Annotated in this window: 20 protein-coding genes and 1 tRNA gene; 13 read left to right on the plus strand and 8 right to left on the minus strand. The window is 34.2% G+C overall.

Annotated features, from left to right (window positions below; all coding sequences use genetic code 11):
• Nucleotides 1-18: 18 nt before the first annotated feature.
• Nucleotides 19-1,767, minus strand: coding sequence for an aspartate--tRNA ligase (aspS, locus tag QMA06_RS04340; RefSeq protein ID WP_290205625.1), 1,749 nt, complete (start codon nucleotides 1,765-1,767; stop codon nucleotides 19-21).
• A gap of 275 nt (nucleotides 1,768-2,042) precedes the next feature.
• Between aspS and QMA06_RS04345 the strand changes: the two genes are divergently transcribed.
• Entirely contained in the window at nucleotides 2,043-5,015 is a 2,973-nt protein-coding gene (locus QMA06_RS04345) for a SusC/RagA family TonB-linked outer membrane protein (RefSeq protein ID WP_290205626.1), read from the plus strand.
• Between the two features lie 18 nt (nucleotides 5,016-5,033).
• Entirely contained in the window at nucleotides 5,034-6,335 is a 1,302-nt protein-coding gene (locus QMA06_RS04350; protein ID WP_290205627.1) for a RagB/SusD family nutrient uptake outer membrane protein, read from the plus strand.
• Nucleotides 6,336-6,418: 83 nt separating this feature from the next.
• Here QMA06_RS04350 and QMA06_RS04355 read toward each other — a convergent pair whose 3' ends face one another.
• The 4 genes from QMA06_RS04355 to QMA06_RS04370 are packed head-to-tail and all read right to left on the minus strand — an operon-like array spanning nucleotide 6,419 to nucleotide 13,126.
• Nucleotides 6,419-9,925: an efflux RND transporter permease subunit gene (locus QMA06_RS04355; protein WP_290205628.1), complete on the minus strand. Its 3,507-nt coding sequence runs from the start codon at nucleotides 9,923-9,925 to the stop codon at nucleotides 6,419-6,421.
• A gap of 55 nt (nucleotides 9,926-9,980) precedes the next feature.
• Nucleotides 9,981-11,171: an efflux RND transporter periplasmic adaptor subunit gene (locus tag QMA06_RS04360; RefSeq protein ID WP_290205629.1), complete on the minus strand. Its 1,191-nt coding sequence runs from the start codon at nucleotides 11,169-11,171 to the stop codon at nucleotides 9,981-9,983.
• Between the two features lie 12 nt (nucleotides 11,172-11,183).
• A complete protein-coding gene (locus QMA06_RS04365; RefSeq protein WP_290205630.1) occupies nucleotides 11,184-12,518 on the minus strand; it encodes a TolC family protein in 1,335 nt (444 codons plus the stop codon).
• Between the two features lie 8 nt (nucleotides 12,519-12,526).
• Nucleotides 12,527-13,126 carry a TetR/AcrR family transcriptional regulator gene (locus QMA06_RS04370; protein ID WP_290205631.1) on the minus strand — a complete coding sequence of 200 codons (600 nt, stop codon included), beginning with the start codon at nucleotides 13,124-13,126 and terminating at the stop codon, nucleotides 12,527-12,529.
• Nucleotides 13,127-13,288: 162 nt separating this feature from the next.
• On the opposite strand from QMA06_RS04370, the gene QMA06_RS04375 reads away from it, so the two are divergent.
• Together QMA06_RS04375 and QMA06_RS04380 are read left to right on the plus strand one after the other, a co-directional pair.
• Nucleotides 13,289-14,260, plus strand: coding sequence for a polyprenyl synthetase family protein (locus tag QMA06_RS04375; RefSeq protein WP_290205632.1), 972 nt, complete (start codon nucleotides 13,289-13,291; stop codon nucleotides 14,258-14,260).
• Nucleotides 14,261-14,266: 6 nt separating this feature from the next.
• Entirely contained in the window at nucleotides 14,267-14,617 is a 351-nt protein-coding gene (locus QMA06_RS04380) for a hypothetical protein (RefSeq protein WP_290205633.1), read from the plus strand.
• Here the strand turns inward: QMA06_RS04380 and QMA06_RS04385 are convergent.
• Entirely contained in the window at nucleotides 14,614-15,156 is a 543-nt protein-coding gene (locus QMA06_RS04385) for an alpha-ketoglutarate decarboxylase (RefSeq protein ID WP_290205634.1), read from the minus strand. The genes QMA06_RS04380 and QMA06_RS04385 overlap by 4 nt on opposite strands.
• Before the next feature lie 115 nt (nucleotides 15,157-15,271).
• Here QMA06_RS04385 and QMA06_RS04390 point away from each other — a divergent pair, with 115 nt between their 5' ends.
• Nucleotides 15,272-18,031, plus strand: coding sequence for a 2-oxoglutarate dehydrogenase E1 component (locus QMA06_RS04390; RefSeq protein WP_290205635.1), 2,760 nt, complete (start codon nucleotides 15,272-15,274; stop codon nucleotides 18,029-18,031).
• Between the two features lie 44 nt (nucleotides 18,032-18,075).
• The gene (gene odhB / locus QMA06_RS04395; protein ID WP_290205636.1) at nucleotides 18,076-19,341 is read left to right on the plus strand and encodes a 2-oxoglutarate dehydrogenase complex dihydrolipoyllysine-residue succinyltransferase; all 1,266 of its coding nucleotides are present in this window, start codon (nucleotides 18,076-18,078) and stop codon (nucleotides 19,339-19,341) included.
• 859 nt (nucleotides 19,342-20,200) lie between these two features.
• Here odhB and QMA06_RS04400 read toward each other — a convergent pair.
• A complete protein-coding gene (locus QMA06_RS04400) occupies nucleotides 20,201-20,830 on the minus strand; it encodes a response regulator (RefSeq protein ID WP_290205637.1) in 630 nt (209 codons plus the stop codon).
• A gap of 58 nt (nucleotides 20,831-20,888) precedes the next feature.
• Nucleotides 20,889-21,329, minus strand: coding sequence for a retropepsin-like aspartic protease (locus QMA06_RS04405; RefSeq protein ID WP_290205638.1), 441 nt, complete (start codon nucleotides 21,327-21,329; stop codon nucleotides 20,889-20,891).
• A 191-nt stretch (nucleotides 21,330-21,520) separates the two neighbouring features.
• Here QMA06_RS04405 and QMA06_RS04410 point away from each other — a divergent pair, with 191 nt between their 5' ends.
• From QMA06_RS04410 to QMA06_RS04440, 7 genes are all read left to right on the plus strand, one after another.
• Complete coding sequence (locus tag QMA06_RS04410; RefSeq protein WP_290205639.1) at nucleotides 21,521-22,288, plus strand: TatD family hydrolase; 768 nt, start codon at nucleotides 21,521-21,523, stop codon at nucleotides 22,286-22,288.
• Entirely contained in the window at nucleotides 22,289-23,317 is a 1,029-nt protein-coding gene (locus QMA06_RS04415; RefSeq protein ID WP_290205640.1) for an asparaginase, read from the plus strand.
• Nucleotides 23,318-23,391: 74 nt separating this feature from the next.
• A tRNA-Ser gene (locus QMA06_RS04420) sits at nucleotides 23,392-23,479 on the plus strand.
• A gap of 76 nt (nucleotides 23,480-23,555) precedes the next feature.
• The gene (locus QMA06_RS04425) at nucleotides 23,556-24,326 is read left to right on the plus strand and encodes a MotA/TolQ/ExbB proton channel family protein (protein WP_290205641.1); all 771 of its coding nucleotides are present in this window, start codon (nucleotides 23,556-23,558) and stop codon (nucleotides 24,324-24,326) included.
• 6 nt (nucleotides 24,327-24,332) lie between these two features.
• Complete coding sequence (locus QMA06_RS04430; RefSeq protein WP_290205642.1) at nucleotides 24,333-24,773, plus strand: hypothetical protein; 441 nt, start codon at nucleotides 24,333-24,335, stop codon at nucleotides 24,771-24,773.
• A 5-nt stretch (nucleotides 24,774-24,778) separates the two neighbouring features.
• Complete coding sequence (locus tag QMA06_RS04435) at nucleotides 24,779-25,414, plus strand: ExbD/TolR family protein (protein ID WP_290205643.1); 636 nt, start codon at nucleotides 24,779-24,781, stop codon at nucleotides 25,412-25,414.
• An 11-nt stretch (nucleotides 25,415-25,425) separates the two neighbouring features.
• Nucleotides 25,426-25,890: an ExbD/TolR family protein gene (locus tag QMA06_RS04440; protein ID WP_290205644.1), complete on the plus strand. Its 465-nt coding sequence runs from the start codon at nucleotides 25,426-25,428 to the stop codon at nucleotides 25,888-25,890.
• Nucleotides 25,891-25,915: the final 25 nt, after the last annotated feature.

Genomic DNA, 25,915 nt, shown 5'->3' on the forward strand with positions numbered 1-25,915 from the left:
ATTGAAATTTGAATAATATTATAAATCTAATTTTAAATGTAATTCCTGTAACTGTTCATCGTTAATAGGGGCAGGTGCGTCAATCATAACATCGCGACCAGAATTATTTTTTGGAAAAGCTATAAAATCTCTAATCGTTTCTTGACCACCTAATATGGCAACCAATCTGTCTAAACCAAAAGCTATACCTCCATGTGGTGGCGCACCATATTCAAAAGCATCCATTAAAAAACCAAACTGCGCTTTAGCGTCTTCTTCCGAAAAACCTAAATGTTTTAGCATAGTAGCTTGTGTGGCTTTATCATGTATTCTAATTGAACCACCTCCAATTTCATTTCCATTCAATACCAAGTCGTAAGCGTTAGCTTTTACATCACCTGGTCTCGTGTCTAATAATTCAATTTGTCCAGGTTTTGGGGACGTAAACGGGTGGTGCATAGCATGGTAATGCCCAGTTTCTTCATCGAGTTCTAATAATGGGAAATCAATAACCCAAAGTGGGGCGAATTCTTTTGGGTCTCTTAGGCCTAAGCGCTCTGCTAATTCCATACGTAACGCACTTAATTGTGCTCTAACTTTATTGGTTTCGCCAGATAATACTACAACTAAATCGCCCGTTTTGGCTCCTGTGACTTCTGCCCATTTCGCTAAATCATCTTGGTCGAAAAATTTATCGACTGAGGATTTAAAACTACCATCTTCATTGCATCGCGAATAGATCATGCCTAGTGCTCCTACCTGTGGACGCTTTACCCAGTCAATTAATTTGTCAATTTCTTTTCTGGTATAACTATTTCCACCTGGAACTGCAATACCAACAACTAATTCTGCACTATTAAAGACACCAAAATCTTTATGTTGTGTAACTTCATTTAGTTCTCCGAACTCCATTCCAAATCTAATATCTGGTTTGTCGTTTCCGTATAAACGCATGGCGTCATCATACAGCAGACGTGGAAATTTTTCAATTTCAACACCGTTTACTTCTTTCAATAAATGACGTGTTAAGCCTTCAAACGTATTTAAAATATCTTCTTGCTCTACAAAAGCCATTTCACAATCTATTTGTGTGAATTCTGGTTGTCTGTCAGCACGTAAATCTTCATCTCTAAAACATTTTACAATCTGAAAATATTTATCCATGCCGCCAACCATAAGCAATTGTTTGAAGGTTTGTGGCGATTGAGGAAGTGCATAAAATTCACCTTCATTCATTCGAGATGGCACTACAAAATCTCTTGCACCTTCTGGTGTAGACTTTATTAAGTATGGTGTTTCAACTTCTATAAAATCTTCATTAGATAAATAATTTCTAACAGCTTGCGTCACTTTAGCTCTAAAGATTAAACTCTCTTTTACCGGATTTCTTCGAATATCTAGATAACGATATTTCATTCGTAAGTCATCACCGCCATCCGTCTTGTCCTCAATGGTAAAAGGGGGTACTAATGAATTATTCAAAATATTTAATTCTGATACTAGTACTTCAATTTCACCAGTTGGAATATTTGGGTTTTTAGAAGCACGATCAATCACAGTTCCTTTCACTTGAATAACGAATTCCCGTCCAAGCTTTGAGGCCTTTTCCATTAAGGCTTTCTCTGTACGTTCTTCATCAAAATATAACTGTGTGATACCGTAACGATCACGTAAATCTACGTAAATCATAAATCCTTTATCGCGAACACCTTGAACCCATCCGGAAAGTGTAACTTCTGTATTGCTTTGTGATGTTCTTAATTCACCACAATTGTGACTTCTGTACATAATGAAATTTTAATTTGCCACATCGTATCATTTACAGCGGATGCGGATGCCAATTTAATAAGCGCATGCAAATTTAATAAGTTATAAGGTTTAATATAAGTTATTATTAATTATTTAATACAAATTCATTGCTCTTTATGTTGTGGCATATTTGTAAAATTCATCAATAAAAATTACAATATTGTTAATAATTTAAGTAATAAATTAACTATATCGTAATATATTGTTAATTTATTACGATATTTATCCAGACTAATTTTTAAATATTATAAATTATGAACGAAACTTTATCTCTTAAAGTGATTTTGTTTTCAATTATTTTTATCCCGTTGTTGTCCTTTGGTCAGCAAGTAACGGGAAAAGTAATTGATGGAGTGACCAACCAACCTTTGCTTGGTGCAAATGTTATTATTAAAGGAACGTCTACTGGAACCGTAACGGATTTTGATGGAAACTTTAATATTAATGTAGAAAATTTTCCCGTAACCCTAGTAATTTCTTCTTTAGGGTTTGAGACTGCTGAGGTTGTATTAACAGAAGTTGAAGTGGTATCTGTTACTTTACAGGAATCAGCTACTGGCTTAGATGAAGTGGTTATTTCTGGTTTAGCATCCACCGTTAAACGTACGAATGCGGCTAACAGCGTCGCTAGCTTATCTGCTGAAGAACTGGCGGGGACTACGCCTGCCCAAACTCTAGATGGTGCGTTAGCGGGTAAATTTACAGGGGCATTAGTTACTTCTAATTCTGGTGCGCCAGGTGGTGGATTATCCGTTAAACTTAGAGGTATAACGTCGATTAATGGTAATTCCCAGCCATTATATATTATTGATGGGGTTTATATTGATAATAGTAGTATTGCCTCGGGAGGGTTAAATACAATATCTGGTGCTGCTACTGGTGGAAACGCTTCCTCACAAGACAATGCAACAAATAGAATCGCTGATATTAACCCTGATGATATTGAAAACATAGAAATATTAAAAGGAGCCTCTGCATCTGCAATATATGGGTCTCGTGGTGCCGCAGGTGTAATTATTATTACAACTAAAAAAGGTAGAGCAGGTAAAACGAAGTTAAACTTTTCTCAATCTATAGGTTTTAACAGAATTATAAATTTACAAGGTCAACGAAATTGGACAGCCGCTTTAGCTGAAAGTGAATTTGGTGAAGGGGATTTATATACAGCAGCAGCTAATAACGGAACTTTACGTGATTATGAAAAAGAATTATACGGGGAAGATGGATTTATAAGTAATACCAGTGTTAGTATGTCTGGTGGGTCTGAGAAAACAACATTTTATGTCGGGTTGTCTAGAAATCAAGAAGACGGAATAGTTAAAAGAACGGGCTACGATAAAACATCTTTAAGGTTAAATGCCGATCATCAGTTTGGAGATCATATCAAATTAGCAATTACTACAAATTATATTGATTCATCTGCAGATAGAGGGTTTTTTAATAATGATAATACCTCTACCACATTAGGAGTCGCTTTAACTAATACGCGGCCTTGGGATTTTTTATTTCCGGATGATAACGGGAATTATCCAGATCATCCTAATAATTCATCAAATCCTTTACAGACCAGAGATTTAATGACTAATAATGAATCTACACAAAGGTTTATAACGGGGGGGACTTTAGATGTCAATATTTATAGAGGTGAAAATTCTGATTTAAAATTTGTAGCTAAAGCGGGTGCAGATCATTATACACTAACAGGAACAGTAATTTTCCCTAAAGAATTGCAATTTATGCGACCAGATCAAGGTGGATTAAATGGTGTGTCTGCGGTTTCAACAACAACAAATACCAATGCCAACTACTCTGCATTTTTAGTGCATAATTATCGAACAGATAACAATTTAAATTTTACTACACAGGCAGGTGTTACCAACGAACAATTTTCGCAAAGCGTAGTTCGAGTTATTGCTTCAGATTTGATTGCGTCAGAAACTAATGTGGATCAAGCTGCAAATCAAACTATCAATCAATTTAGATTAGAGCAAGAGGATTTTGGTTTTTATGTCCAAGAGTCCATAAATTATCACGACAAACTAATTGGTACCTTAGGTATTAGAGGAGATAAGTCTACTAATAATGGGGATATTAATGAATTATTCTTTTATCCTAAAGCATCATTAGCTGTTAATTTACAAAATTTTGATTTTTGGGGCGAGGATAGCATATTAAATAGATTTAAACCACGAATAGCTTACGGTGAAGCTGGTACTTTTGCTGCATTTGGTTCATTATATACCGTTTATGGTAGTTCTTCCATAGATGGAAATGTAGGTATAACGGTGCCACTTACAAGAGGTAATTCTGCTATTACACCTGAAAGACAAGGGGAGTTAGAACTTGGATTTGATGCAGGTTTGTTTAATAATAGAATATCATTTGAGTTTACATATTATAAAAAGACGGTTGATGATTTATTATTGCAAGCTAATATAGAGCCATCAACTGGTTTTAGTACCGAATGGGTAAACGCAGGAACTTTAGAAAACAGAGGTATAGAATTAGGACTTAATACCACAGTTTTTGAGAAAGAAAATTTTATATGGAATACAGGAATTAGTTGGTATAAAAATACCTCTGAAATGACAGAATTGAATGTGCCTACTTTTAATTTAGGTGGTTTCGGTAACAGTTTAGGTCAGTTTCAAATTGAAGAAGGGAAAAGTGTAACGCAAATTGTAGGTACCACAGGACCAGGAACACCAGTATCTGTTTTGGGTGACGCAGAGCCAGATTTTCAAATGTCTTTTGATAACAAATTAATTTATAAAGACTTTACGTTATCATTCTTATGGCACTGGAAAAAAGGTGGTGATAATATTAATTTATCAAAATTGCTATCAGATTTCGGTGGTACAAGTGCAGATTATGATGGATTTGATGTTGACCCAGAGGGTCTAATACGAAATGGAACGTATAGAATTGAAAATGGTATAAATGCAGGTAATGCAAGACCTTTCGTAGAAGATGCATCTTATTTAAGATTACGAGAGATTGGATTGTATTATAATATTCCAAGTAAAACTATAGATAACGTATTTAATGGTGTAGTCTCTAGTATAAAAGTTGGATTCTCAGGCAATAATCTAATTAATATTTTTGATTATAATAGCTACGATCCTGAAGTGTCAAACTTCGGAGGAAATGGTCTATCTACTGGCGTAGAAGTGACACCGTTTCCATCTTCTAAAAGGTATATGTTCCATATATCAGCTCAATTTTAATATTAAAAACCTAGAAAAATGAAAATGTTAAAAAAATTTTATATTATAATTTTAGCCATAAGTATCGCGGTCTTTACGTCTTGTGAACTTAGTGGTGGTGAAAGTTTAAATGGAGCAAGTACAAATTCTATTTCAGATGATTTGTCTAGAGGAGAATTACCCCAAGCGATTTCTGGGATATTGTCAGACATGAGGGAAAGACTAAATACCCAAATTGATGTTCAAAGTATTTTCGGTAGAGAGTATTATTATTTTACAAGTTCAGATCCAAGATTTGAAGGCGATGTAGTCATTGGAAATTTAGATAATAATACCTTTTATACTACAGCTCCGTGGGGTTCAAGATATGCAGCAATCAAGGATATAAATTTAACACTTACAGGATTAGAGAATACAACTTCAGATTTTTCTAATGAAGAGATTTTAGCGACAAGAGGTGTGTTAAATACACTTAAGGCACATGAATTGTTAATGGTAGCTAACAATCAATATACTAATGGAATTAGATTAGATGTATCGGATCCAGACAATTTAGGGCCATTTGTTACTTACCAAGAAGCATTAACAGCAATCGATGAATTATTGAGAGAGGCTGCTACTGATCTCAGTAATGGTGGGTCTAGCTACCCTTTTGAGTTATCCACTGGATATCCTGCTACTTTGATGAGTTTTTTAGAATTTAACAAAGGTCTGAATGCAAGAGTTGAGGCTTATAGAGGAAATTACCCTAATGTAATAAGCTTATTAAATGATTCTTTTATGAATATGAACGAAAGTTTAGATAAAGGAGTTTATCATGTATTTTCACTATCTGGTGCCGATATTCCAAACCCATTATATTTAGCTTTAAATCAGGTATCTAATGTCAGGGTGGCGCACTCTAGTTTTGTAGATGATGCGCTTCCTATGGATTCTAGACTTAATAAAGTGGTGCTAAGGGATAACCCTGCAGAAGCATCTGGATTAGTAGGTGAATATGATGTTTTTATATATGAGTCTAATGTTGATAGGATACCTATTATGAGAAATGAAGAATTAATACTTCTTTATGCTGAAGCTAACATGTCTATAAATCCTGCAGAAGCAGAAATGGCAATCAATACCATTAGAAATGCTGCTAATTTAGATGATTATAGTGGGGCGTTAACTCCAGAAGCATTGGAAGATGAAATTTTATTTCAAAGAAGGTATTCCTTATTTGGAGAAGGTCATCGTTGGGTAGATATGAGAAGGTTTAATAGATTGAGTGAATTGCCTAATGATAGAGCTGGAGATACGGTGCCAGAGGCCGTGCCGATTCCTGCGAATGAAAATGAATAATACATTGTCTTTATTATAAGAGAAAGCCTCAACAATGTGTTGAGGCTTTTTTTATAATTTAATATCTAAAACTTAAATATTAATTAATCTATGTCTTGATTTACACTAGCTCTCAAGGGGTCTGAACTGAATTTTGTTCGCATCCACATTTTTAATTTTATACTTAAATAGAATAAAATAGGAACAACGATTAATGTTAGGAAGGTGGCGATCAGTAATCCGTAAATTACAGTCCAAGCCAAAGGTCCCCAAAACACTACATTATCTCCACCCATATAAATGTTAGGATTAAATTCTGAAAATAGTGTAAAAAAGTTGATGTTTAGTCCTATCGCCAATGGAATCAGTCCCAAAATCGTTGTAATTGCAGTTAATAAAACAGGTCTCAATCTCGCCTTTCCAGCTTTAATGACACTATCAAGAAGATCATCATTCTCCAAGTACTCATCATCTTCCAGACCTAAATCGTTTTTCTTTCTATCAACTAACAATTGTGCATAATCTAAAAGAACCACACCATTGTTTACAACAATTCCAGCCAGTGAAATTATCCCAACCATCGTCATCATAATAACAAAAGCGCTACCTGTAATTACTAAACCACCAAATACGCCAATTAAACTCAATAAAATGGCCAACATTATAATCGTTGGTTTTGAAATTGAATTAAACTGAAAAATAAGTATAAAGAAAATAAGTAATAGTCCAGAACCAAATGCTCCCATTAAGAAGGTCATTTGTTTGTTTTGTTCTTCTATCTGACCTGTATAATCAATATTAATATCAGACGACAAATTCTCAAATGATTTCATTTCACTCTGAATTTGCGAAACTATAGCTCCTGCATCTGTGTAACCCGGTGCTAAAGCTGAGTAAACTGTAACAACTCGCTTAGTGTCTCTATGTTTAATAGCACTAAAACCTGAATTGTTTTTTTGTTTGGCAACAGTAGATAATGGAATTTCTTTTAAAGTTCCTGTATTATCCCTGAATGTTATATTCTGATTAAAAAGCGCACTCGTGTTGTATCTATTTTCTTCATTAAATCGCACGTAAATATCATAATCATCGCCATCTTCTTTGTAAATACCTGCTTTCGATCCAAATATTGAATTACGTAGTTGTTGGCCTACTTGAGATGCACTAATGCCCAATTCGCCAGCTTTCTCTCTATCAACTTGCACCTGCATTGTAGGCTTGTCTTTATTAACATCGATTTTAAGCTCATCAATTCCAGGGATGTTTCTAGAGTTTATAAACTCTCGCATACGCTCAGCTGTGGCAATTAGCTCGTTATAATCACGACCTGCAAGTTCAATATTTACAGGAGCACCCGCAGGAGGTCCATTAGCATCTTTTTCTACAGAAATTAATACACCAGGATATATGCCAACTAAAGCCTCTTGCACTTTTTGACGTAGAGCTTCACTATCCTCTCCTTCACGAAATTTATATTCGCGCATTGATGCTGTAATTTTAGCTTTATGAGGCATTTCGGCTGCCGATCCACTATCAGTTTGAGGATTTCCAGCGCCTTCTCCAACTTGAGAAACAGCACTTTCTACTAATACATTTTTACCGTCATGTATGTATTGATCCTGATTGATAACGCTATAAACACGATCTTCGATTTCTTTGGTGATTGCATTGGTTTTTTCTATAGCTGTCCCTTCAGGATATTCGATATAAACAATAATTTGGTTAGGCTTGTTATCTGGAAAGAATTCTATTTTGGTACGTTGCATACCAACCGAAATTCCAAAAGCAATAAAAGCAATAATAAGTAATAAGAATGTTCCACCAGTTAATAGATAGGGGCGTTTCTTTGATAATGCTCCACTCAGCATACGCTCATACCAATTTTCTAATTTAACAAGTGAATTATTTTGGAAGCTATTAGCCCATTTTCTAATAAAATAGCGGTAAGCCCATAGCATTATAGCTGTAAAAACCATAACACCTCCAAGTCCTCTATATGCTCCTCCAAAAATTATAATAAGAACACCTATAGCACCAACGATACTCGTTGTTCTAATAATCTGCTTTAACGGCATTTCTTTATCTTCAATTTTCATGAATTGCGATACTAAAACCGAGTTAAAGAAAATGGCAACAAATAAGGAAGAACCTAAAACTGTAGCTAGCGTTATTGGTAGAATTTTCATAAACTGACCCATAATTCCAGGCCATAATGCTAATGGTACAAAGGCGGCAACGGTTGTAGCTGTAGAAATGATTATAGGAAATGCAATTTCCCCAATACCTTTTTTAGCCGCTTCAATCCTAGACATGCCTTCTTTTTCCATCAATCGATAAACGTTTTCTACCACCACAATACCATTATCGACTAACATTCCTAGACCCATAATAAGTCCAAAAAGTACCATGGTATTTAAACTATAACCTATGATTTCTAAAATCATCAATGACATAAACATGGACATTGGTATAGCAAACCCAACAAATAAAGCATTTTTAAATCCAAGGAAAAACATTAGAACAGTAACCACTAAAATGACACCAAAAATGATGTTATTTACCAGATCATCTACTTGGCCAATAGTTACAGAAGACTGGTCGTTGGTTATAGAAACTTCTAAATCTTGCGGAAACTCGTTATCAATAGCATCTTGAACTATAACTTGAATTTGCTCTGCAGCAGCTACCATGTTTTTACCAGCACGTTTCTTAACATCGAGCATTACTACGGTCTCTCCAGATTTTCTAGCGTAGGTGGTTTGGTCTTCTTCTTGAAATGAAACGGTAGCTACATCTTTTAAATAAATAGCATTACCATTTTCAGATTTTACAACAAAATTCTCAAGTTCTGAAGGTTCATCAATTTCTCCTAAAATCCGAATAGTTCGGCGCTGACCACTAGCTTTTAAATTTCCGGCGGACATCGTCATATTTCCACCATTTATGGAATTGATAATATCGCTGAAGGTAACCTTTGCAGCCATCATTTTATAAATATCTACAGCAACTTCCACCTCTCGTTCTTGCGCACCTCTTATATCGGCTTTTTTAATTTCAGAAAGATCCTCAATTTCATCTTGTAAAAATTCAGCAAACTCTTTAAGCTTTTGAACAGGATAATCACCCGAAATATTAATGTTAAGTATTGGCATTTCTTCCGAAAGACTTAACTCAAAAACATCAGGTTCTACCTTAGCACCATTAAAGGTTGGCCAATCTTCACCCGCGGTTTCACTATCTACTTCGTCTTTTACCTTTTGCTTGGCTTGTTCTACCGTAATATTCTCATCAAATTCTACAATAACCATGGAGTAATCTTCTTGAGATGTTGACGTGATCTCAACCACATTACTGACGGTTTTTAATTGGTCCTCGAGCTGATCGGTTATCAATTTTTCAATATCCTCTGCGGTATTACCAGGATAAACGGTACTGATATAAACTTTGGTTTCGTTTACTTCTGGAAAGTTCTCTCTTGGCATGCTGAAAAATGCTGAAACTCCTAGGTAGAAAAAGACAGCGATTAGCACATACATCGTGGTTTTATTATTAATTGCCCACGATGATAAACCAAATTCTTTATCAGTATTTTTATTTTTCTTTTTAGTCATTAGTCTATATTTTTTAGACGTTAGATTTTAGTAGTTACTCTTAAGTGATTCGACTTTAAATGTTGTTGTTTTCGTCATCATATGTAATCACTTCTACTGGTTGTCCGTCACGTACACTTCTAGCTCCTTCTTTAATGATTTCGGCACCTGCCTCTAAGCCCGTTAGTACTTCAATAACATCGCCTTGCGTCTTTCCTGTTTCAATAATAACACGCTTGGCTTTTCCGATGCCATCCGAACCTTTATCATTAACTACGTAAACATACTGGTCGCCTTCAGCATTTTCTGAAATCACACTTTGTGGAATCAACATTGCGTTTTCATTGGTGTAATCATTAATTTTAAGTCGCGCAGTAAGGTTTGGTTTAATAGAATTATCTTTATTAGGTATTTCTATTTCTGCTTTAAATGTTCGGTTGGCTGGATTTATAAAATCACTTGCTTGTCTTACTTTCGTATCTATCGTTTTCCCTAGAACAGGAAGATTAACTTCAACATTTTTACCTTTTGTAACATCTGACACATATCGTTCTGGTACTTCAACTTCAACATACATGTCGCTTAAGTTTACGATTCGCAATAATTGGGTCTGTCCTGCAGCAACAACGCTACCTTGTTCGGTTATTACATCGTCGATTGTTCCAGAAAAAGGGGCTTTAACGGTAGTTTTAGCAATTTGTTGGTTGAGCTGATTTACAGCTTCTTTTTGAGCTTCGTAAGTCGATTTTGCCTGTAAAAATTGAATTTCACTACCAATATTTTGATCCCATAAACGTTTTTGCCTTTCGTAAGTCGTTTTCGCTAAATCGGTTTCAATTTGCAATTGAGCAACTTGCTGACTCAATCCACCATCATCTATTTTTGCCAATAATTGGCCTTTACTTACTTTTTGGCCTTCGGTTACATAAACTTGGGTTAATATCCCATTGTACTCTGGTGTTATGGTGAGCAAATTTTTAGTAGTAACATTACCTTGAAGCTCTAAAACGTGATTAAAAACCTCTGTTTTAACTTTAACTGTAGTAATTAAAGGAACATTTTTAGTAGTGTCTTTCGACTTTATTTTGTCGTCTAAAAGTTTAATTTGATCCGTAATTGCTTGCTGATTATTAACAAGTTCAGATCTTTTTTCTCTTAAAGATTTAAGATCGCCACGTTCTAAGACTCCCTCAACGGAGTTTTTCTTATCTCCAGAACAAGAGGCTAGAACAATAAAGATGAGTATTAATTTAGATATATGTTTCATTGGTTTATATGTTTAATTATTGATTGGTGTATTTAATACAGTTTCTAAATCTGCTTTAGTATTTACAACATCTAGCATCGTTTGTAAAAGTTCTTGCTGGGCAGTATATAGTTGGGTTTGCGCTTGTCTTAATTCAAAACTAGAGCCGATACCTTCAAAAAATTTAGTTTGATTTTTGTTTTCGATACGTTCGGCCAAGGCTAAATTTTCTTTTTTGTTTTGATAATCTTCGATTGCAAACTGGTAATCGCTTTTTGCTGAAGCAATTTCAAGCTTAATCCGCTGTTCAGTTTCTGTTAAATCGGTTTCAGCTTTTTCTAAATTGATTTTGGCACGTTGTGTTGAAGCACTCCGCATACCAGAACTAAAAATTGGAATATCTAAACTAACTCCAAATATTGAAGTACCAATCCATCGCTGTGAACTACTTGCAAAAGTGAACTTTTCACTATAGCCCGCGTAACCACCATTGATAAATGCATTTAGCGTTGGTAAAGCGTTACTTTTTTCAAGTTTAACTAATAACTCTTTAGAAACCATATCATTTTTAGCGATGAGGTAGTCGATAGTGTTTTCTGGATTACTTTCAGCTTGTAAGAGAGAAAGTGATATGTTTTCTTTTGTTAATGTCTCTAAAGTATCAGTTAAGATTAGCGGATAATATACATCTAAACCTAAAGTTATATTTAGCATCTGATAAGCTAAGGTTTTAAGACGCTCGGTATTATTAAGATTACTCTCTACGCCAGATAACGTGATTTGTAATTGCTCTACGCTTTCCTCTTCCTCTAATCCGTTTTCATATATTTTTTGAGTTTCAAAGAGATTTTTTTCTAAAACTTCAATATTACGGTTTAAGATTTCAATACTTTCTTCTGCTAATAAAACATTCCCGTAGGCATTAATTACAGATTTTCTAACTTCTAAATCTGTTTTAACTTTAGCATTTTTTGATATTTCTAAAAATACTTTAGCCGATTGTAAGCCTACCAAATAAGAACCATCAAATATTTTTTGATTCAAGGTGGCTGTAGCCATAATATTCTGAGGGTCACCGAGTACGAAATCTTCGTCAACACCGTCCATATCAAAATCAACTGGTGTTACTTGTTGCTTTATGGCGTTTTGATAATCGATACCAGCACTAATCTGCGGTAGACCAGATGCGGTAGTTTCCCATTTTTGACGCTCGGCGGCTTCAATATCTCGAAAAGCATTTATCGCCTTTCTATTATTTTCTAAAGCATAGTTAATAGCATCTTGAAGTGAAAATCGGAATGGAATTTCTTGAGCATGTCCAAGTGAAAATAGAAATAAACTTGCGATGAGTATGAGTGATTTTCTCATTATTAGTATTAGTTGATTTTTAATAATTCTGTTAATTTATTAAGTCCTTTAGGTGTGCAGATACCTCTTAAATGGTATTCAATATAATTATCCATTAAAATATGTATGGAAAAATCATCTATTGGAAATATATCCTGATCCTTTAGAGAAACCATTCCATTAAAATAAAGACGAGATATAAAATCGATATGTATGGAATCTCTGTATATACCTTGGGCAACACCTCGCTCTAAATTTTGGGTAACACAACCAAGCATTTTGTTAAATTGTTTACGCTTTAAGCTTGCAAATATTTTAGGATAATATTTTTGTAACTGATACTGCGGTGAAGATTTTTCGTCTTTGAGGTTTTGCATTACAAATTTTTTAATTTCATAAATTTCCTCAATCGGGTTCTTGCCCAATTCGCAAATACCGTCTATTCCGTGGGATATATGTTCAAAAATATGTAATGTCGTGGCTTCAACAAGTTTCGTTTTATTTTGAAAATGCTGATAAATAGTTTTCTTCGAAATCCCCATTTTATTGGCGATATCGTCCATAGTTACACTCTTAAACCCATAGGTTAAGAACAAATCTGAAGATTTATTAATAATCTTTTCTCTCATCTCTAGTGCTCCGAAAAATCGGAATATCTTTACATTTGAAGTGGCAAATCTACAACGGGAAACTTTAGAAACCAAAAAAGTTTCCGAAGTTTTAATGTTTTTTTAACACCTTCCTTTTCAGCATTCAGGTTTTTATTAAAACAATTAAATTATTTTTGTCTCATGCAACATATAGAACAATATCAAGAGGTTTTTTTAAACTATTTAAAATCTTTTACGCTTAATAAAGAGCCCAAAAACTTATACAGTCCTATTAATTATATTCTGCAACTGGGTGGAAAGCGGCTGCGGCCGATTTTAACGTTAATGACGGCAGAGGCTTTTGGCGGAGAGGCTGAAGATGCCATGGATGCGGCATTATCCATCGAGGTTTTTCATAATTTTTCTTTGGTACACGATGATATAATGGATGCGGCACCATTGCGTAGAGGAAAAACCACGGTTCATGAAAAGTGGAATTTAAATACAGGAATTCTCTCAGGTGATGCCATGTTAATTATGGCTTATCAACTTTTTGAAAATTATGAGCCTGAAATCTTTCAGGCCTTAGCCAAATTATTTAGTAAAACGGCGTTAGAGGTATGCGAAGGCCAGCAATATGATATCGATTTTGAAACAAGAGATGATGTTACCATTGCAGAATACCTGAAAATGATAGAGTATAAAACAGCTGTTTTGGTTGGTGCTGCTATGAAAATGGGAGCAATTGTCGCCAAATCTTCACATGAAGATCAAAACTCAATTTACGAGTTTGGCCGCCTTTTAGGCATCGCATTTCAGTTACAAGACGATTATTTAGATGCTTTTGGAAATCCAGAAACTTTTGGAAAACAGGTTGGTGGTGATATTATTGAGAACAAAAAGACCTATTTGTATTTGAAAACTATAGAATTGGGGGCTGATGATACTTTAAATCTGAAGACACTTATGTCTAATTCAGATGTAAATAACGAAGAAAAGGTTGAAAAAGTTAAACATCTATTTACAAACTCTGGAGCCGCTGAAGCGACACAAGATGCCGTAAAAACTTACACCAATAAAGCATTTAAAGTGTTGGATAACTTAAATATTACCGAAGACAAAAAGCAATCCTTAAGAATATTTGGCCAGCAATTAATGAATAGACGTGTTTGATTTGCTATGCAGTTGCCTACAAATTTTGAAGATTTAATTACGGAAGCCGAAGGCTTAGAACTTTATAAAAAGTTAATCACTCAACTCAACAAGGATTTGTTGTATGCTAATATCGATTTAGAATTTGATGTAGAAACGTTACCAACAAGCTTAAAATTAATACTTCAGGAAAATATTCTTCATCTTATAAATACTAAATTTTCAACCTATCTAAATTTGCTTTATATAGTAGACGTGTCTGAGGCTAAAATTAAAGAGGTAGATGGAGAAGATGCGTTAGCTATGTCTGAAAATGTTACCTTTTTTATTCTACAACGTATATGGCAAAAAGTATGGTATAAGGCAAAATATTCTTAAAAATAAAACCTCACAAACGGCATCCACGCCTCAGAATAAATACTCTTATCATTATCGTATAATATATCGTATCTAATACCAATGGTTACATTTCTACTGGTATAACCGGCACCAAAGAATAAGGCTGGATACCAATAATTGTCATCAATGTTACTTACGTATCTTTCATCAAAATCTCGATTTACATTTAATTGCTCAAACTCTGCAGAAATTTGAAGTTCTCGATACGGATTGAGTAATCCAATAATACTTCCGCCTAACACGGTCGATTTAAAAATATCTTTTTGAGAACTATACGAGAAATTAAGACCAACCCCAGTTGCAACGTAAGGATTGAATCTATACACGGCATTTGGTGCTAAAGAGCCGCTAAAAAAACCATCACCAAAATTTAAACCTACACCACCACCAAATTGTACATGTTCCCAAAACGTCTTATTATTTGTTGAAATTTGAGAAAATGACAAAGCTGTAAAACAGCATATAAAAATGTGTGATAGGATATATTTTTTAATCTCAAATGGGTAAATAGGCGTCATAATAAGAACAGTTGTTTTTCTAATTGTTATAAATATAATAAAACCGCAGCTATATTTAGCAAAAGTTGTATTTTTGAATAAATTTTGTTGAAACGAAACCGTCTCATAAAAACTAATGGATAAATATTCTTTTCTCAACGCGGCACATACAGCATACTTTGCTGATTTATACGACCAATACCTTAAAAACCCAGATTCTGTAGAGCCTAGTTGGCGTGCTTTTTTTCAGGGATACGATTTTGGATCAGAAAATTACGGCTTAGATGGCGAAATTGTAGATGGAGTTTCTACACAAATACCAGAGCAGCTCCAGAAAGAATTTCAGGTTTTAAAACTTATAGATGGTTATAGAAGTCGAGGTCATTTATTTACAAAGACAAATCCTGTAAGAGCAAGACGTAAATATGCGCCAACCTTAGAAATTGAAAACTTTGGACTTTCTAAAAGTGATTTGCAAACGGTTTTTTCGGCAGGCGAAGTTCTTGGATTAGGATCTTCCGCTACGCTACAAAAGATAATAGATCATTTAGAAAAAGTTTACTGTGAGTCTATTGGAGTAGAGTATATGTATATTAGAAAACCTGCGGAAATTCAATGGATTCAAAATAAATTGAATGTCAATGATAATCACCCTAATTTTTCTAAAGACGAAAAGAAAAAAATACTGAGAAAATTAAATGAAGCGGTTTCATTTGAAAACTTTTTGCATACCAAATACGTTGGGCAAAAACGTTTTTCTCTCGAGGGAGGTGAAGCATTAATTCCTGCGTTAGATGCATTAATAGAAAATGCGTCTGAATACGATGTGAAAGAATTTGTTATGGGCATGGCACACCGTGGCCGACTTAGCACATTGACCAACATTTTTGGGAAATCCGCGAAAGATATTTTTAGTGAGTTTGACGGTAAGGATTATGAGCAAGAAATTTTTGATGGTGATGTAAAATACCATTTAGGTTGGACGAGCGATCGGGTAACAGATAACGGTAAAAAAATAAATATAAATATTGCGCCAAACCCATCACATTTAGAGACGGTTGGTGCTGTAGTAGAGGGTATCACTAGGGCTAAGCAAGATGATAAATACCCGGATAATCCATCGCAAGTACTGCCAATAATTGTTCATGGCGATGCGGCAATTGCAGGCCAAGGATTAGTTTATGAGCTAATTCAGATGGCAAAATTAGATGGTTATAAAACCGGTGGAACCATTCATATTGTGGTAAATAACCAAATAGGTTTTACAACTAATTACTTAGATGCTCGTTCTAGTACTTACTGTACAGATGTTGGTAAAGTGACGCTCTCACCAGTTTTGCATGTTAATGCAGATGATGTTGAAGCTGTGGTACATGCTACGTTGTTTGCTTTACATTTTAGAATGAAATTTAAACGCGATGTTTTTATTGATATGTTAGGCTATAGAAAATATGGTCATAACGAAGGGGATGAGCCAAAATTTACACAACCCTTATTATATAAAGCTATTGCAAAACATAGTAATCCAAGAGACATTTATGCAGAACGATTGTTATCTGAAGGGGTAATTGATAAAGATTTTGTATCTAAAATTGAAAAGGAATACAAAGATAAGCTTGAAGAAAAACTAGAAGATTCTCGTAAAATTGAGAAGACAGAAATCACGCCATTCATGCAAAATGAATGGGTAGATTTTAAAACGGCAGAAGAAGATAAAATGATGCTTCCTGTAGATACAACCTACCCGAAAGAAGGACTCAAAAAAATCACAGAGGCTATTTCTAGTTTACCAAAAGACAAGAAATTCATAAGAAAAATTCAGCGCTTAATAGAATCGAGAGAAACCATGTATAATGAGGATCGATTAGATTGGGCAATGGCCGAACATTTGGCTTATGGAAGTATTTTATTAGAAGGAAATGATGTTAGAATTTCTGGGCAAGATGTAGAACGAGGAACCTTTTCACATCGTCATGCAGTTGTAAAGGTTGAAGATAGTGAGGAAGAAATTATACTTCATAATTCCATAAGTGATAAGCAAGGACGATTTTTTATATATAATTCTTTATTATCTGAATATGGTGTGGTCGGCTTCGATTATGGCTATGCCATGGCAAGTCCAATTACATTGACTATATGGGAAGCACAATTTGGAGATTTTAGTAATGGAGCTCAAATTATGTTAGACCAATATATATCTGCAGCCGAAGATAAATGGAAATTGCAGAACGGATTGGTAATGTTATTGCCTCATGGATATGAAGGTCAAGGTGCAGAACATTCGTCGGCACGTATGGAGCGCTATTTACAACTTTGTGCAAAAGATAATATGTTTGTTGCCGATTGTACAACACCAGCAAATATGTTCCATTTGTTACGACGACAAATGAAAGCCGATTATAGAAAACCGTTAATTGTATTTACACCTAAGAGCCTGTTACGTCATCCTAAAGTAGTATCAACCGTAGATGAATTCGCTAACGGTGGTTTCCAAATGCTGATTGATGATGCCAATGCTGAGGTAAATAAAGTGAAAACTTTAGTTTTTCTAACAGGTAAGTTTTATTATGATTTATTGGAAGAGCAAGAAAAACTTGGTAGAGATGATGTTGCATTAGTTAGGATAGAACAATTATTCCCTTTGCCTGCTGACGATATACGAAACATACTAAAGAAATATAACAATGCAGACGATATTGTTTGGGCTCAAGAAGAACCAAGAAATATGGGTGCTTATAGTTATTTGCTGTTAAATTTAGATGAAGCCAAACAATTTAGAGTGGCAAGCAGAAGACCTTATGGTGCACCGGCAGCGGGTAGTTCTGTACGTTCTAAAATTCGACATCAACAAGTTATAGATTATGTTTTTGATAAAACCAAGAACAACCAAAGATAAAGTATTAAACAAGTCAAGTTAGAGCTTAAATAAAATAATATAGCATGATTCTAGAAATGAAAGTGCCTTCACCAGGCGAATCAATTACTGAAGTAGAAATTGCAGAATGGTTAGTGCAAGATGGTGACTATGTAGAAAAAGACCAAGCCATTGCAGAAGTTGATAGCGACAAGGCTACATTAGAACTGCCAGCAGAAGCCAGTGGGACAATTACATTAAAGGCAGAAGAAGGTGATGCTGTTGAGGTAGGCGCAGTCGTCTGCTTAATTGACACAAGTGCATCGAAACCCGATGGTGAAGAAGATGCTCCTTCAACCTATGAGGGAGGAGACGAAGGTGGTAATGATGAAAACGTTGCCCAAAACTTGAAAAAGGAACAAGATCAAACTCCTGATACAGGGGAGAAAGCTCCAAATCCGGCAGAAAAAACTTATGCTTCAGGGACAGCCAGTCCTGCGGCGAAAAAGATACTTGCTGAAAAAGATATGGATGCAGCGACAATTAAAGGCACAGGTAAAGACGGTAGAGTCACAAAGGATGATGCTGTAAAAGCCGTTCCTTCTATGGGTACGCCAACGGGTGGTAATCGAGGAAGTTCGCGCAGCAAAATGTCTATGCTTCGTCGTAAAGTGGCAGAGCGTTTGGTGGAAGCTAAAAATACAACAGCCATGTTAACCACTTTTAATGAGGTTAATATGACTCCTATCTTTGAATTACGTAAGCAATATAAAGAAGATTTTAAAGCTAAGCATGGTGTAAGTCTTGGGTTTATGAGTTTCTTTTCTCTTGCAGTGGTGAGAGCTTTAAAAATGTATCCTGCTGTTAATTCTATGATAGATGGTAAAGAAATGCTAACCTATGATTTCGTAGACATTAGTATTGCGGTATCTGGCCCAAAAGGATTGATGGTTCCAGTGATTCGAAACGCTGAGAACTTATCGTTTAGAGGTATAGAATCTGAAGTAAAGCGCTTAGCACTTAGGGCTAGAGACGGAGAAATTACGGTCGATGAAATGACAGGTGGTACATTTACCATTACTAATGGTGGAGTTTTTGGTAGTATGTTATCAACACCAATCATTAACCCTCCTCAAAGTGGAATTTTAGGAATGCACAATATAATTGAGCGACCAATAGCTGTAGATGGAAAGGTGGAGATTCATCCAATGATGTATGTTGCTTTGTCTTACGATCACAGAATTATTGATGGTAAAGAATCTGTTGGATTCTTAGTAGCTATAAAAGAAGCTTTAGAAAGTCCGGAAGAATTATTAATGGATAATAATGTTAAAAAGGCTTTAGAAATGTAAGTCTTTATAAAGGTTAAATAAAAAGCGCAATTTCGTTGAAATTGCGCTTTTTTTTATCTAGCATATCGTAGACAGGCGCCTTAAATATTTAATTTATGCATAATCGTTGAGATTATAAATGTTTAAAATAATATGTTGAAGGTAGATTTGGGTGTTGCTTAGGTAAGCAACAGAGCTATATTAGGATAGGTTATAGGTTATATAGCAAAGTAATTCACATTAGAATTATGGTTTTTATTAGAAGAAGTTCATGAGTTCTAGGTTCTAATATATAAATAATTCATTGAAATTAGTTTAAAAAGTTAACAGCAATATTTGCAGATATTACAATTACAGAACTTACGATTAATAGTATTATAAATACTTTGTCTTTTTTAGTGGATTCTTTTTTCATTGCTTCCATAGTATTGACGTTTTAATAAAAAGCCCTGAATTTTATGTCAATTCAGAGCTTTAAAGAATTGATTTTAAGGCATTGATTAATAGCTGATGTAAATTTCGTAATAAATATGTAGCCATACTATACGTAACTTTACGTAAAATTCGAATTTTAGCGGTTTTATCCCTTATCCTATCTGTTTAATTTGCTGATTTATTGGTGTCTGCAACTTTTATTTATGAGCTTGTTATAGGAATACCAACATTTAAAGGTTAATTGCATAGACGTTTTAATGCATAAAAAAAACCTCGGACGATTGCCCGAGGTTTTAATAATCCCCTAAGAACTAATTAATAGCTCGTTATTAACCCTTAATTAATAACAATGATTCAATCGTAACAATTAAATCACTGCTGTAAATTTCGTAATAAAAACAAAACCATCCTATACGTAACTTTACGTATTTTTTGCTTTTTACAATTATGAATTAATAAAGGTGGAATTTTCTTTAGCCCATATAAGTAGGCTATTTTGTTTGCTTTCTAATTTTAGTTTTCTGATAATGTTGCTTTTATGTTTTTCTACCGTTCTTGTCGATATGGAGAGTACGTCTGCTATTTCTACACCTGTTTTATTATTAGAAATTAATTTTACAATATTTTTTTCATGCAATGTTAAATCATCAAAATATTTCGGTCGTTCTTGTAATTCTATAAACTTTAATAAATCCGGACTGAAATAGGCTTTATTTGTTTGAACAGACGCGATGCAAACTTCAATTTCTTCTAATGCAAATTCTTTTAATATATAACCATACACACCTAATGATTTAGCTTCATTATATATGTTCTCGTCTTTTTCAAAGGTTATAACTATAATTTTGGTTGTAATTTGCTCAGCTCTGCATTTCGCAGCAATTTCTAGCCCAGATAAGAATGGCATTTTTATATCCAATATAGCAATGTCTGGAGTATGTGCTTTAATTAAACTTAAAGCTTCTTTCCCGTTTTTAGCACTAGCTAAAATATTAAAGTCCTTTTCGATTAAGAAATCTTGCAGACCTTTAAGTACAAGTGGATGGTCATCAGCTATAATGATTGTGGGTTTCATTTTGCTATTAATTCAATGGACTTTAAAGGTAATAAGATTCTTTAATATACGAAATTTATTACAATTTTAAATACAGGTATTTTTTCTCATAATCAATAATTGCCTTGCCTTTTTTTAAAACGTCAGCACCGATAATACCATCCACGGGGTCTGCATTATGGTTTATTAAACCGTTGTTAACATGCGAAAGATTAAACAGTATCAATGGTACCCGATTTTTCTTCCATTTACCGACTTTAATAGCATTAGATTTAGAAATTTGTGTTAACATATCTGAAGCCCCAGCTCCAACAGCTTTAATTTCAGAATCTTTTACTTTGAGTTTAAAACGTTCAATAGCTTCAAAACCTACACAACTATTAGAAGCACCAGTGTCTAATATAAAGCGGCCTTTTATTCCATTAATTGATGCTTTGATTTCAAAATGATTGGTTTTTGTAAATTTCAATTTAACCTTAGAATAGCCTTTTGCAATTAAAAATTCCTTAAGTGTTTCCATTTGTTATTAATTTGTACAAAGATAAGAATTGGTAGTGTTCGTTACTTATTTTACTATAAACAGAATAAAAATACTTAATTCTTAATAATAGTAATTAGAATAAAATTGATACCTAAATAGAAAAGACAGGCTTAAAGTATCTAAATTTAAGAAGGTATTGGTATAAGTCTTTAAACCCTTACTTTTGCAAAATGATAATTACTGACACACACACCCATTTATATAGTAATGCTTTTGATAATGATAGAGCAGAAATGATGCAACGTGCTATTGATGCCAATGTAAAACGTTTTTTTATTCCGGCTATTGATTCTACTCATACTGAGGCGATGCTTCAGCTAGAAAAAGATTTTCCTGAGCACGTGTTTTTAATGATGGGTTTGCATCCAACTTCTGTAAAAGATAATTATAAAGAAGAGTTAAACCATGTTGAAGATTTATTGCAAAAACGAAAATTCTATGCTATAGGCGAAATTGGTATCGATTTATATTGGGACAAATCTACTTTAGACATTCAAATTGAAGCCTTTAAGTATCAAATTAAGTTAGCCAAAAAATATCAATTGCCAATTGTCATTCATTGCAGAGAAGCTTTCGATGAAATTTTTCAGGTTCTAGATCAAGAACAAGGCAGTGATTTATTCGGGATCTTCCATTGTTTTACAGGTACATTAGAACAAGCAAAAAAGGCTATTTCTTATAATATGAAATTAGGTATAGGAGGAGTGGTCACTTTTAAAAATGGTAAAATTGATCAATATATAAGTCAAATAGAATTAAAACATATCGTTTTAGAAACTGATTCACCTTACTTAGCTCCAAAACCTTATAGAGGTAAAAGGAATGAGAGTGCTTATGTCAATAAAGTATTAGAAAAATTAGTAGAACTTTATGGCAAAAGCGAAAAAGAAATCGCTACTATTACTACAGAAAATTCAAAAGCTATATTCGGAATTTAAATGACAAAACAACCGCACATACTATTAATATATACAGGTGGGACTATTGGTATGATAAAAAATGCAGATACTGGTGCCTTAAAAGCTTTCGATTTTTCAAGTCTTTTAGATAGAATCCCCGAATTGCGCTTATTAGACTGTACTATAGATACGGTTTCTTTTAAAGACCCTATCGATTCCTCAAACATGAATCCGAAATACTGGGGAGATATTGCTACAATAATAGGTGATAATTATTCTAAATTTGATGGTTTTGTAGTCCTTCATGGTAGCGATACCATGAGTTATACCGCTTCAGCTCTTAGTTTCATGTTAGAAAATCTTGCAAAGCCTGTGATTCTAACAGGCTCACAATTGCCTATAGGAGACTTAAGGACTGACGCTAAAGAAAACTTAATTACGTCAATACAAATGGCATCTTTACAGATTAATGGATGGCCAGTAATTAGAGAGGTTGGATTATATTTTGAATACAAATTATATAGAGGAAATAGAACCACAAAATTAAATGCCGAACATTTTGAAGCATTTGAGTCTTATAACTATCCGCATTTAGCGGAATCTGGAGTGCACCTAAATGTGAATTCAGAACATTTATGGAAACCAAAGCCAAATTCAGAATTGATTATCCGCACAGCAATGGACTCTGATATTGGAGTCTTAAAATTATTCCCGGGAATTTCAAGACCTATTTGCGAAGCAATTCTTACAAGTAAATTAATTAAAGGCCTAATCATAGAAACTTATGGTTCTGGAAATGCCACTACAGAGACGTGGTTTTTAGATTTGCTGAAAAACGCGATTAAAAAAGGCTTACATATTGTAAATGTTACACAATGTGTAGGAGGAAGTGTAAATATGGGGCAATATGAAACCAGTTCGCAATTAAAATCTATTGGAATCATCTCAGGTAGAGACATTACCACCGAAGCCGCAATAGCTAAAATGATGTATCTATTAGGAGAGAAAGTCGCTCATAACGATTTTAAATTTTATTTTGAAACTTCCTTAAGGGGAGAAATGTCCTAAAAATAACGGTTTAAATTTTAGTGTTTGAAGATTTTTTCGTTATTTGGCACAATGTAATTTTTAATTAAATTTACAGAGAGGTGGCCGAGTGGTCGAAGGCGCACGCCTGGAAAGTGTGTATACTCCAAAAGGGTATCGAGGGTTCGAATCCCTTCCTCTCTGCTTATATTTTATGCGATTGTTACATAATTTTTTTTATCTTTAACACTTTAACTAATAAAATTAAGAAATCAGAACAATGAAGAGATTATTTTCTATCCTTGCCATAACATGTTTAATGGCTATCGGAACTGTTAACGCCAATGCAACAACATTCGCTACAACAACAGCAACTGTAACAAGTGTAACTCAAGACGAAACTGCAGTAGCAGAAGAAGATTTGAGTTTTCACCAAGAATTAAAAAAGCGTTTTATTGAAGGTGGTCCAGGCTTTATGGGTATTGTACTACTATGTTTAATTCTTGGATTAGCGATTGCTATTGAGAGAATTATCTTTTTAAACCTTTCAACAACAAACACTAGAAAATTAACCCAAAACGTTGAAGATGCACTAAATTCTGGTGGTATCGAAGCTGCAAAGGAAGTTTGTAGAAATACAAAAGGACCTGTTGCTTCTATATTCTATCAAGGATTAGATAGAGCTAACGAGGATATCGATGCTGCCGAAAAAGCTGTAGTTGCTTATGGTGGTGTACAGATGGGACAATTAGAAAAGAATGTCTCTTGGATTTCATTATTTATCGCTTTGGCGCCAATGCTTGGTTTCATGGGTACGGTAATTGGTATGATTCAAGCTTTCGATAAAATTGAAGCTGCTGGTGATATGCAACCTTCTTTAGTAGCAGGTGGTATTAAAGTAGCACTATTAACAACGGTATTTGGTCTTATCGTAGCGATTATACTTCAAATATTTTACAATTATATCATTGCTAAGATTGATAGTATTGTAAATGATATGGAAGATGCGTCTATCACATTGATGGATTTATTAGTAAGACACAAAAAATAAAAAACAATGATGCACAAAATATTAAAAATAATAGCCGCAGTTTTAGCTTTAATCGGTATAGTTTCTCTAGTGAGAATACTTGCAGCCGGTGACGAAGCAATGGAAACGGGTGAAAAAGCAGGTTTATTTGAGCCTATGGCTTGGACGGCCTATATTATATTAGGAATGGTTGTGCTATTTGTATTGATTTTTGTTATACAAAACCTCTTTACAAATACAGCGTCTCTTAAAAGTACTCTAATAGGTGTTGGTGCGTTTGCAGCAGTATTGATTATAGCTTATGTAGTCTCTGGTGGCGATACCATGGCTTATAAAAATGGAGACGAGTTGGCAACAACTGGTGAATCTCACATGGTAGGGGCAGGCTTAATAGCGTTTTACGTGCTATTAGCAGTGGCTGCAATAACCATGATATTCTCAGGAGTTAAAAAAATAATCAGTAAATAAATAATATGGCAAAAAGAGCAGCACCCGAAGTTAATGCAGGATCAATGGCTGACATTGCCTTCTTATTACTTATCTTTTTCTTAGTAACAACCACTATTGAAAAAGACAAAGGACTATTAAGAAGTTTGCCTCCTATTGATGATACAGAATATGAACCACCAATAATTAAGCAAAAGAATCTTTTTACTGTTCTAATAAATCGTAATAACCAATTACTCGTTGAAGACGAAGAAATGGCGTTAGATGATTTAAGAGAAGCAGCCATTGATTTTTTAGATAATGGTGGAGGTACTAACCCAGCAGGTGAGTCTTGTGATTATTGCAAAGGAGCTAGAGATGACTCGTCGTCCGATCATCCTGATAAAGCAATTATCTCTATGAAACATGATAGAGAAACCACCTATGAGAAGTATATGGAAGTACAAAATGAATTGGTAGCAGCGTACAATTTCCTTAGGGAGCGTGAAGCTGAACGCCTTTATAAGAAGTACTATCCAGATGCAGACAATGTGTTTACTGCAATGTTAGAAGAGAAAGAAAAGAACCAATTTAGTAAGGATGAAGTGCTTAATGATCGTATTGAGACCATTAAGAAATTGTATCCTATGAAATTGTCTGAAGCAGAACCTGATAAAAATTAAAACAAATAAATATGTCTAAGTTTAGAAAAAAGGATAAAGGTGAATTGCCAGCAATTTCGACGGCATCACTTCCAGATATTGTATTTATGTTGCTTTTCTTTTTTATGGTCGCAACTGTAATGCGAGACAGTTCTTTAATGATTGAAAATCAATTACCAAGTGCAGATCAAGTTGAAAAGCTAAAGAAAGATAGAACTATTTTTATCTATGCTGGTAAGCCTAGTGAACAGTACAAACAATTTGGTAAGGAGCCTAGAATTCAATATAACGATGCTTTTATAACGGTTGAAGAGGTTCAATCTTCGGTTTATCAAGGTATTGGTGAAATGAATGAAGAGCTTCAAAGTAAAGTTGTCGTAGGTCTTAAAGTCGATAAAAATACCAATGCTGGTTTAGTATCAGACGTTAAGCAAGAACTTCGTAAAGCGAATGCATTAAAAGTAATGTATATTGCAAATACAAAAACAGATGAATAAAAGTTAATATTCTTAATTTTAAATA

Origin of the sequence: Winogradskyella bathintestinalis (genome assembly GCF_030407435.1) — a bacterium.
Lineage (GTDB): Bacteria > Bacteroidota > Bacteroidia > Flavobacteriales > Flavobacteriaceae > Winogradskyella > Winogradskyella bathintestinalis.